This window comes from Stenomitos frigidus ULC18 (genome assembly GCF_003003795.1).
In the GTDB taxonomy this organism is placed as follows: Bacteria; Cyanobacteriota; Cyanobacteriia; order Leptolyngbyales; family Leptolyngbyaceae; genus Stenomitos; species Stenomitos frigidus_A.
This window is the reverse complement of the sequence record NZ_PVWK01000032.1, coordinates 1-9,777: the sequence shown is the minus strand read 5'-3', so window position 1 is coordinate 9,777 and position 9,777 is coordinate 1. Positions and strand designations below refer to the sequence as shown.

At 50.0% G+C, this 9,777-nt stretch carries 10 protein-coding genes and 1 tRNA gene; 7 read left to right on the top strand and 4 right to left on the bottom strand.

The features are described from left to right. The first annotated feature begins 126 nt into the window (after positions 1–126). The 6 genes from C7B82_RS07030 to C7B82_RS07005 all read left to right on the top strand — a co-directional run bounded on the left by C7B82_RS07030 (position 127) and on the right by C7B82_RS07005 (position 6,482). Positions 127–1,356 (top strand): DUF4336 domain-containing protein, encoded by a 1,230-nt coding sequence (locus C7B82_RS07030; RefSeq protein WP_219904108.1) that lies wholly within the window; start codon positions 127–129, stop codon positions 1,354–1,356. Positions 1,357–1,942: 586 nt separating this feature from the next. After that, entirely contained in the window at positions 1,943–3,184 is a 1,242-nt protein-coding gene (locus C7B82_RS07025) for a zinc ribbon domain-containing protein (protein ID WP_106255598.1), read from the top strand. Positions 3,185–3,267: 83 nt separating this feature from the next. After that, entirely contained in the window at positions 3,268–4,212 is a 945-nt protein-coding gene (locus C7B82_RS07020) for an ABC transporter ATP-binding protein (protein ID WP_106255597.1), read from the top strand. After that, positions 4,205–4,978 carry an ABC transporter permease gene (locus C7B82_RS07015; RefSeq protein WP_106255596.1) on the top strand — a complete coding sequence of 258 codons (774 nt, stop codon included), beginning with the start codon at positions 4,205–4,207 and terminating at the stop codon, positions 4,976–4,978. The genes C7B82_RS07020 and C7B82_RS07015 overlap by 8 nt, the downstream gene beginning before the upstream one ends. Before the next feature lie 348 nt (positions 4,979–5,326). Then, positions 5,327–6,109: a HipA family kinase gene (locus C7B82_RS07010; protein WP_106255595.1), complete on the top strand. Its 783-nt coding sequence runs from the start codon at positions 5,327–5,329 to the stop codon at positions 6,107–6,109. Continuing rightward, a complete protein-coding gene (locus tag C7B82_RS07005; protein ID WP_106255594.1) occupies positions 6,087–6,482 on the top strand; it encodes a DUF3037 domain-containing protein in 396 nt (131 codons plus the stop codon). The genes C7B82_RS07010 and C7B82_RS07005 overlap by 23 nt, the downstream gene beginning before the upstream one ends. A gap of 22 nt (positions 6,483–6,504) precedes the next feature. Here C7B82_RS07005 and C7B82_RS07000 read toward each other — a convergent pair. The 3 genes from C7B82_RS07000 to C7B82_RS06990 all read right to left on the bottom strand — a co-directional run bounded on the left by C7B82_RS07000 (position 6,505) and on the right by C7B82_RS06990 (position 7,509). Then, a tRNA-Gln gene (locus C7B82_RS07000) sits at positions 6,505–6,576 on the bottom strand. 44 nt (positions 6,577–6,620) lie between these two features. Beyond that, a complete protein-coding gene (locus tag C7B82_RS06995) occupies positions 6,621–6,941 on the bottom strand; it encodes a DUF2391 family protein (RefSeq protein WP_219904106.1) in 321 nt (106 codons plus the stop codon). A 142-nt stretch (positions 6,942–7,083) separates the two neighbouring features. Further along, positions 7,084–7,509, bottom strand: coding sequence for a hypothetical protein (locus C7B82_RS06990; RefSeq protein ID WP_106255592.1), 426 nt, complete (start codon positions 7,507–7,509; stop codon positions 7,084–7,086). 209 nt (positions 7,510–7,718) lie between these two features. Here C7B82_RS06990 and C7B82_RS06985 point away from each other — a divergent pair, with 209 nt between their 5' ends. Continuing rightward, positions 7,719–8,078, top strand: coding sequence for a hypothetical protein (locus C7B82_RS06985; RefSeq protein WP_106255591.1), 360 nt, complete (start codon positions 7,719–7,721; stop codon positions 8,076–8,078). A gap of 104 nt (positions 8,079–8,182) precedes the next feature. Here C7B82_RS06985 and C7B82_RS33045 read toward each other — a convergent pair whose 3' ends face one another. Continuing rightward, positions 8,183–9,241 carry a sensor histidine kinase gene (locus C7B82_RS33045; protein WP_106255590.1) on the bottom strand — a complete coding sequence of 353 codons (1,059 nt, stop codon included), beginning with the start codon at positions 9,239–9,241 and terminating at the stop codon, positions 8,183–8,185. Positions 9,242–9,777: the final 536 nt, after the last annotated feature.

The following is a 9,777-nucleotide window of genomic DNA, read 5'->3' as shown; positions in this document are numbered from 1 at the left end:
TCGGCTTCTTCCACCTTAAACACCGATCCAAGGATTCCGGGTTACTGATTCCCGTACAACAACGCTAAACACATGCGAGCGATCGCAGTATAGGGGCGCCAGCATCGGGATGGGAGGAATCGTGGCGTGGAAAAAACCACGATCGATGGACGAGAGGAGAACAAGCAAGCAAAGGACTGGGCATGGCCTTTCTGGCTAACGGTACCGCTTTATCCGTACAGTCAGCGGCGGACACTCCGCACCGAAGTAATAGCAGGAATGCTTTGGACGTTTGACCAGATTCAGGGCATCTTTTACGTGGTGGTGCCCATTCGCATGACGATCGTGAAGCTTAACGCAGGTGGTCTGCTGGTTTACGCACCCGTTGCGCCGACTCCAGAATGCCTCCGTCTAGTCAATGAACTGGTGGCCGCACACGGTGAGATAAAATACATTATTTTGCCTACGATCTCAGGCGTTGAGCACAAGGTTTTTGTGGGACCGTTTGCCAGAAGGTTTCCGCACGCGCAGGTCTTTGTTGCCCCCAATCAGTGGAGCTTTCCGTTAAATCTGCCGTTAAGCTGGCTGGGTTTACCAGCAAAACGGACACAAATACTCCCAGAAGACAGCAGCCAAACCCCGTTTGCCGATGAGTTTGACTATGCCATTCTGGGGCCGATCGCCCTTGGGCCAGGGCCGTTTGAAGAAGTTGCGTTTTTTCACATCCGATCGCGAACGCTACTGGTCACCGATATCGTGATTGCAGTACCAGAAACACCACCCGCGATCGTCCAGCTCGATCCATACCCATTACTGTTCCACGCCAAGGATCAAGCCGCAGAAGTGATTGAAGACAGTCCTGCTAACCGTATCAAGGGATGGCAACGCATTGTCCTGTTTACGCTTTACTTTCGACCCAGCGTGTTGTCCGTTGTCAGCTTTGAGCAAACCCTCAGGAACGCAATCAAAGCAGCCGATCATTCCAAAAAAGCTTATTTCGGGCTGTTTCCGTTTCTGTGGGAGAGCGATTGGCAGCGAGCGTTCACCACGCTAGGGGGTGATGGACGACTCTTTGTTGCACCCGTTCTGCAAACTCTCATTCTGAACCGAGCCCCACAAGAAACGCTCGACTGGGCTGATAAAGTAGCAAGCTGGGCGTTTCAACACATTATTTCCTGCCACTTCAATGCACCGATTAAGGCAGACACACAGCAGTTCCGGCAAGCCTTTGCTTTTCTAGAACAGATGCCTTCCAGCATCGAAGGCAGAGGCAGTGATCCCTTACCGGAACAAGACTTTAAGCTGCTCAGAGAGCTCGATGACAGTCTACACCGTCTTGGCATTGTACCGCCACCCAAAGAGAAAGTGAGTCGATAAGCAAGCAAGCAATGGATGCGTTATGGCTATAGTCATATTGGTTAGGACGAGGTGCAGGGGTGAAACCCCTGGCCGGGAGCACGCCCCCACATCCTCTTTGATCCCAATATCCTAAGCGTTGTGGTAACCACTATAAATCGGTATGACTCGCAGAAAATAATCACCGTAAGGGCGATCGCGACTGGTAGCGAACGCCTGACCCGCCCTGCACTGAAAGTACGGGCTCACAGAAGGACGTCCTCTGTAGGCTTTGCCTTCCCGAAGGGTAAAGCACTGCAAGCGTCTTGCAACCCGTTGCAACGGGTTGCAAGACGCTGCCGGGATTTGAATCACGGACGGGTGAGTAACGGAGCCATCAGCCTTTCAAGACGTTTGTCAGTCAATCAGAGCCTGCCCTCTACCAAGCAGTACCTCTTTGGTCAGAGATCACCTTTAAACGTTTAGAGACTGTGCTAAATACTGTGCCGATAAGGGTTATATAGAGACTGCGGTACCGCGCACGTAGGCGATTGTCTACACATCGGCATACTTTTCATCATGCATTCGTGCTGTTGGACGAACTCTAGAGACTGAAGGATCAACTACTATGCTTGCCAGATTTCGACGACTGCTAAATCGCTTCTTTAGCCAGTCGAGCACCATTAATAACGAACCGCTTAACAGAGTAAGCCTGATCGTTATTATTCTGATTGATATCTTTATTTTAGTTAATGTTTTTACAGGATTAGATGATATTGGTCGCTGGCATCTTAGTCCTTCCCAAGCGTATCCTTGTTATGCCGAATGGAAGGACTACCGTACACAAACGACTCAAGATAAAGACTACGAAATACTGCAACGATCGTTACCTGATGACTTCAGAGGTCAGCCTGGTTTTCAACAAACCTATCAGCAGACTGGGCAAGGGCATCTCGGCAGTATTTCCGCAACATGTTTGAATTATGCTGCTGCTAAAGACCAGCTGAATACTGCGGAGAATCAACAACGTCTCAAAGTAATTACGCAAAAACAAACTAAGATTAATGCGCTTGAGCAGGCTAATCGTACAATTCGTGCTCAGTATGACTCGACGCTATTAGAAAAGATTGCGGGTCAATCGCGTGATCAATCTATCAATGCCGTTGAAGCGGAGAAAGCCAAGCAAACATTAGAGCAAAATAACCGTACGATCGCGACGCTTAAAAGCGACGTTGCTGACCTTAAAAAAGAGTTATTAGCAAAGCCAGAAAGCGCGGCCTTCATTGCAACACTGCAAAATGATGAACAATTTAAGACCGTTGAAGCTGGCTATCAACAAGCAGACTTTTGGTATCCCAGTATTCAATTTGTGTTCCAGGCGCTCTTTCTCTTGCCGCTCCTTTTAGCAGCTTTTGTTGTCAACAAATTTGCTCAGCGCAAAGGGTACGGGCTGGTTGCTTTGATTAGCTGGCATTTGCTAGTGATCTTTTTCATTCCTCTAATCTTTAAAGTCTTTGAATTCCTTCAAGTTGGGGTTCTTTTCCAGTTTTTTGTGAACGTGCTCACAACCCTTTTGAGTGGGCTACTTTTTCTGGTCAGCTATCTCTATATCTTGCTGATTCCCTTAATCGGTTTTGGCATAATCAAATTCTTTCAAAGAATTGTCTTTAACCCTAAAGGTCAAGCCGCTACTAGAGTGCAACGATCGCGCTGTATCCGCTGTGCCAAGAGTATTCGGCACCACGACCACTACTGTCCACACTGTGGCTATGATCAATATATGGAATGTCAAAACTGTCACGAACTGACGTATAAACATTTGCCGCACTGTAAGCAATGCGGACACGTTCAGGCATTCGATCAGGTTTAGCGGTTACTCGCAGCAGTCAGGCTCACATATTTGTTACACTTATTTTTTAAGATTTGTAACACGATCGTTTATCCGGTTTGGTAATGCTTCTGCTTCAAGTTCAACATTTACACAAAGCCTACCGGGCTAAGGGTAAAGCTACTCATGCCGTCCAGGATGTCTCGTTACAGATTGGGGCTCAGGAAGTGCTCGCATTTTTAGGGCCAAACGGTGCCGGTAAAACGACGACGATCAAAATGATTGCGGGACTAGTAGTGCCCGATCGAGGCACCGTGAGCATTGCCGGACGTGATCCACACCGCGATCCACAAGCCCTTCGCTCGGTGGGAGCAGTACTGGAAGGCAGTCGTAATCTTTACTGGCGGCTCACTCCAGCAGAAAATTTGGAGTACTTTGGGGTGCTGCGGGGGCTGTCGCGACGGGTGGCACGGCAACGAGCGCGGGTGCTGCTCGATCGCTTTGAACTGAGCCACAAAAGTACAACCAACGTCCAGAAGCTCTCACGAGGGATGCAGCAAAAGGTGGCGATCGCGGTGGCACTCATCCATGAACCACCCCTACTGCTGCTGGATGAGCCCACACTGGGATTGGATGTGGAAGCAACCCAAACGGTGAAGCGTTTGGTGCGAGAAATTGCTAGCGAAGGACGAGCAATTCTTCTGACCACGCATCAGCTTGATCTTGCCGAAGAGTTGTCCGATCGCGTCGCCATTATTAATCAGGGAAAAATTGTCACCGAGCAGCCCACTCAAACCTTATTGCAACAGTTCTCCAGTGCCGTTTATCGAGTGGAGTTGCCTTCCTTACCGGACGATCGGGTTGCCAGGTTAATTGATTTAGGCGCATTAATCGAAGGCACTACCATTCACATTCCTGACCCAACCTTGCTTTATCCGGTTCTGGACATTTTGAAACCATTGCCGATTGTGCGACTTGAAACCGAGCGGGCAACATTGACGGATATTTTCTTAAAGTTGACGCAAGCAACGCCCGAACCAATGCTTGTGAAAGGGGGCGTCCATGCTTGAACTCTTTTTTGCGGAGCTAACGCGTGCAGGCATTCAGTTCCGGCGTTACCTGTTTGAGTCGATCGGTGGCATTGTCATTTCAACATCGGTGTTCTACGGTCTCTTTTTAAGCGCTAGCTATATTGCAGGTCCAGGGTTGCAGTTTGGTAATCGGTTGGATTCGATCATTGTGGGCTATGTACTCTGGACGCTGGTGCTGTTTATCATGGCAAATATTTCTGGCACGCTACAGCGGGAAGCTCAGACAGGTACGCTGGAGCAGCTCTTTATTTCGCCCTTTAGCGCGTCGCAGGTGTTTCTAACGCGTGCGGTGGCTGACCTGCTGCTACAATCGGGGCTCATCGCCGCGATCGTGGTCATTATTATGGCGCTAACAGGGCGTTGGCTAGCCTTTCCACTCACGCTGTGGCTACCCCTACTCACGGTGTTGCTAGGTGCGTATGGGCTTGCGTTTGCGATCGGTTCTCTAGCACTTATCGTCAAGCGCCTGCAACAGGTGCTGGGCATTTTAAATTTTGCGCTCCTGTTTCTGATGAGTGTGCCCACCGAAGAATGGACAGGCAGTCTACGTATCGTTGGCAATCTACTGCCGATGAGCCCGGGTGCTGGTTTATTGCGTAACGTGATGGCACGCCAGCAGCCCTTGGATCTGCCCCAACTTGGTATAGCGTTCGTGAATGGTGGAGTCTATTTTGCGATCGGGCTGTTCCTGTTCCGCTGGGCAGAACGGCAGACTAAACGCTACGGTAATCTCAGCGATTACTAGCTACCGCGATCACCGAGAATTGTGGCTAAGTAGAGGCATGGCACTGCCCTGCTTCTACGCAAACAATCTCTACAGATCAGCTCTACTAAGGAATGCGAATTAAATAATATCTGCTTTATACAGCCGTTTTCATTTGCATTCACCACACCCGATACCCTACACCCCACACCCGTCTTGATCGAACTGTGGCTTACTCGATCGAGAACTGCTGTAGGATGCGTTGGGCGCTAACCGTAACGCATCGCGTCCAGGGATTGATGCGTTACGCTGCGCTAACACATCCTACACAAATGTCCGGTTTTGTTAAATCCACGATCCTAAACGTTTGTTGGAGTATGGCTACCCAGGATGAACTTGCGAACGGTCGTAGCAACGAGATACGTCACCCCACTGCGTGAGGGTGGCTCGCTGCCTGCCATTATCGAAGCGGATGACGATGGCATGTATGTGCTTAAGTTTCGTGGGGCTGGTCAGGGAGTCAAAGCGCTTATTGCTGAGCTGGTGGCTGGAGAAATCGCCCGTGCTATAGGTCTACCCGTTCCTGAGATTGTCTTTGTTAAGCTTGACCCTGACCTGGCTCGTACTGAGCCAGATCCAGAAATTCAAGACTTGATTCGGGCAAGTGCCGGTCTCAATCTCGCGCTTGATTACCTCCCTGGCTCGGTTACCTTTGACCCGATCGCGGGGAAAGCAGAAGCGGCTCTGGCCTCTGAAATTGTCTGGTTTGATGCGTATGTGACCAATATCGATCGGACACCGCGCAATGCGAATATGCTGATCTGGCATCGACGACTCTGGCTCATCGATCACGGTGCCGCACTTTACTTTCAGCACACCTGGACTAATTACCGCGATCGCAGTCGGGCAGCCTTTCCGGCGGTCAAAGATCACGTTTTACTGCGCTTTGCTAGCGAACTGCAAGCGGCAGATGAGGTTCTGACCCAGCGGCTCACACCGTCCGTCATCGACAATATTGTGCAACTGATTCCTGACCTCTGGCTGCTGGGCGACTCTCCGTTCACTGAAGTAGCCCAACATCGAGATGCCTACAGTGAGTACTTGATGAGACGATTAGAGCCACCACATGCTTTTTTGGAGGAAGCGCTCCGTGCACGATCACTTTACCTATGACTACGCCATTATTCGCGTTGTCCCTAAAGTTGAGCGTGAAGAGTTCATCAACGTGGGTGTGATCGTTTCTTGTGACAGCCGCCGCTTTCTCGAAGCCCGCATTGAACTCTATGAGTCGCGACTGCTGGCACTCGATCCCACACTGGACTTAGAAATCATTCGAAATTATTTGGCGGTCATTCCCATTCTTTGCGCTGGGGGCAAAGCCGCTGGCGCGATCGGTCAACTGCCGCTCAGAGAACGCTTCCACTGGCTCGTTGCGCCACGCAGCACAATGGTTCAGACATCACGTGTTCATACAGGATTGTGCAGGCACTTACCCGATGTGATCGAGCATTTGCTTGATCGGATGGTGCGCCAAACCTACGATTAAAAAACAAATGCTTAAAGAAAAACTGGGGCGCTAGGATTCGAACCTAGGGATGGCGAGACCAAAACCCGCTGCCTTACCACTTGGCGACGCCCCAACGCGTTACCAGAATCTATATTAACAGTTTAAGTCCCAGACATGTCAAGAATTGGAAGCAAAAGACGAAATGTTGAAGGGCAGAAAACGGATCACGCCGATCGCCATCGCCTCGACTGTATCGGTAACGGCTTCGTAGGGACGCAAGCGTCTCGTTTTACGAAAGCCTTCGGTACGATTAAGCCCAAAAACAGCAATGAATGTACCGACAAGCGCCATTATCAGCCTGGGCGGTTGAGCTACAGAGCCGATCCACCAGACTTCCATTGTATAAAGGAGCGGAATGCCAAACAAAAAGCCACCGCACGCTCCCCGCACCAGATCGTTCAGCTCAGTTGCCCACGCTGACTGCTTTCGTTTTTTCACTAGACCCACCATTAGCCGCCTTTTTCAAACTGAGAAGTTTTGTAAGCCTCGTCTGAGGGGTTTCGCCACTCACATACCAAGCCCTACAACTACCCCTCTGCTATCAATGCAAGTTGCTATTAATGCAAGACAGACTACTAGCTTAGGAGTGATTGACTGACAGCAGTTGATGGTTGAGAAAAATGACTAATTCTTCTACCGTAGTAAAACTTTGAGGATCGAAGCGATCGCTTAAATCAAGGCCGAAAGACGCTAAAAAATCTTCACTAAAAGACAGTTGCCAGTCAAACCAACAAACGAGCGGAAGGCAAAGGTCTTCGATCAGTCGGTCAGTCGGTCGCACTCTGGCAAAGTCCAAGCCAGAATATGTCTGCATGTGAGTGTAAATAAAGTGTGCGATCGGTTGGGCAATACCCTGCGGCTGCCAGAGCTGCTCAAACCACTCATCGCTACTAAGGGCAGGGCGATCGCGTAGGCACCGATTGACACGTTGTCGAGCCCGCAAATCGGGACTGAGATCAGCGTAAGCCCTCAAACTGCCAAAAATGTTTCTGAGCCGTCGCCACATGCGTCAACCATTGCCAAACTTTCTTTCAGTATTCCCACCCTGTTTGGGATCTCTCAAACAGGTAAAACTCTTGCATAGGCTTGTTTGTTGTCGTTTAAGTCGGTTTAACCACAGTAGCTAGGGTAAAACCGAGCATAAACATCTACCTTAGGATATACTTGCATACACACTTTTTGAAGCTTATCAAGTCAAACAGACGTGGTATTCCTATGCCATCCAAACAAGACCCGAAGCAGACTGTTTTTTACCGGCAACTCGAGCAAGAAACGACTAGAACGGTTTATGCTCTAGCCACCTGCAACGCCCAGATTGGTGGCGAAATTATTGCTAGCCTGTGCGATCGTTTTTCCCTCGAAGAGGCAGCAGGGATTATCTTGGTCAGTCTTGAGCAACTGCTTCGGCTGAATGCTGAGGCGTTTGTTTGGTCTGTCGAGCAGCTGTTACCCGCCGATATCCTGAAGGCAATTCGCAACGTCACTAGGGTTGCCGTTAGCAGGCAATCCATTGAGCGTGGCTTTGCGCTTGGCGAAGAGTTTAGCGTTGACGGCATGCAATCATCTCAACCCTAAGGTCAGCAAAGAACTCCATCGGATGTGCAACTAGAGTCAAATCATGAGAGTCCAGTCATGTTTGGTCAAGCCGCACTTGGCGATTAAAACCGCTGCTACAAAGACTAAATTGCCTCGCGCTGCACCACTGGCAATTTGATGATGAAGCTGGTTCCCTGTCCTTCCGTGCTTTCAACCTCAATCGTTCCTCGATGCGCTTCGGTTAGGTTCTTTGCTAAGAATAAACCTAAGCCCCAGCCTGTCTGCTCCTCAGCCTCGGTGGTGCGACGAAATTGTTGAAAGAGAATGGATTGTGCGTCTGGGGGGATCGGCAACCCTTCGTTGTGAATTTTCAGGCAAATCTCCGTTGCAGTTTGGTGCAGCGTCAGCGTAATCGGCGTGTCAGCCGCACCGTATTTCACAGCGTTTGTGGCAATGTTTTCAATCACCCGCTGGAGGTCTTTGCGGCTGCACTCGGTCATGATCGCACCCTCAGAAACCACGACAAAGCGATCGACATAAGCAAAGTTCAAATCCTCTACAACCTCATAGACCAACTGCTCTAAATCGCAGGCTTCAAACGTCAGCTTTAACTTCTGCCCTGCACGCAGCCGACTCGCATCCAGCAGATTTTGAATCATCGAATCGAGCCTCTCGATCGCGTTGAGCATTCTCACTGAGATATCAAAATGGGTGTCGCCCCGTTCAAACCGACGCAGAATCAAGTGGGTGCCCATTTTCATCACATTAATCGGATTTCTCAGGTCATGGGTGAGAGTCACCATAAAGAGTTCTTGAATATCGCGGAGCGTTTGCGAGAACTGAGTTGCCGCATCGTTCACGGCTTGCTCAATCGAGTCGATAATAATGTCGCGGTCCCGCACCTCTAAAGGCGCTTCCTCCTCTAAAACCTGAAAGATCACCTGCCGGAGAATGTGATACTCGAAGATGAGTTGAGACATGGAGTAGTCAGCATACCCTGCCCGTTCGCGTCCATGTTGTTTCCCAATCCGATCACTGTTGACCTTATCGGCGTTGATGCGGGCAGGCGTTCGGTCAATTTTGGTGGAGAGTTCATCCCCTAATTGCCCCAAGTACTGTGGGAGTGAGTCTTGCAAAACCAGCGAGTCTTGGTGAATCGAGGCAGTCACTTCATTCCGTGCCCGCTCCTCCCACAGTTGCATAATTCGCTTTGCATTTTGCTGAAGGGAACAGACGTTGGGTTAGACATCAATTTTGTTTCTCTGCATGAGCGGGGAGAAAGGAGAGATGAAGCCGAGGGGGAGGTGAGCTTGTGCGACACAAACGTCAAGTTGCTCTTGAATGTCGGTTCGGAGACCTATTCGTGTAATTTAGTATCAGGATAGGCGTAAACCGCTTGCGGAGTAAAGCTCTCAGAGCACAAGCATGAGATAGACATGAACCGTTTTGTCGCTGTATGGCTAAACAAACGTCGCTGCGACAGCGTTTAGGCAGAGTGTGAGATAGAGCTATAGCCATACTGATTAGGACGGGGTGCAGGGGTGGAACCCCTGGCTGGGGGCACGCCCCCACTTCCCCTTTGATCCCAATGTCCTAAGCTTTGTGACAAAAGCTGTAACTTCTAATCATCACCCTTTGAGCTGCAAGTCATTGCTCCGGCAGCAGAAGCGATTATCTTAAATGTCAAGTTCATCAGGCAGGTTGAGCAGCAGGTTTCACGGTCAGTTGCTGTGGCGGT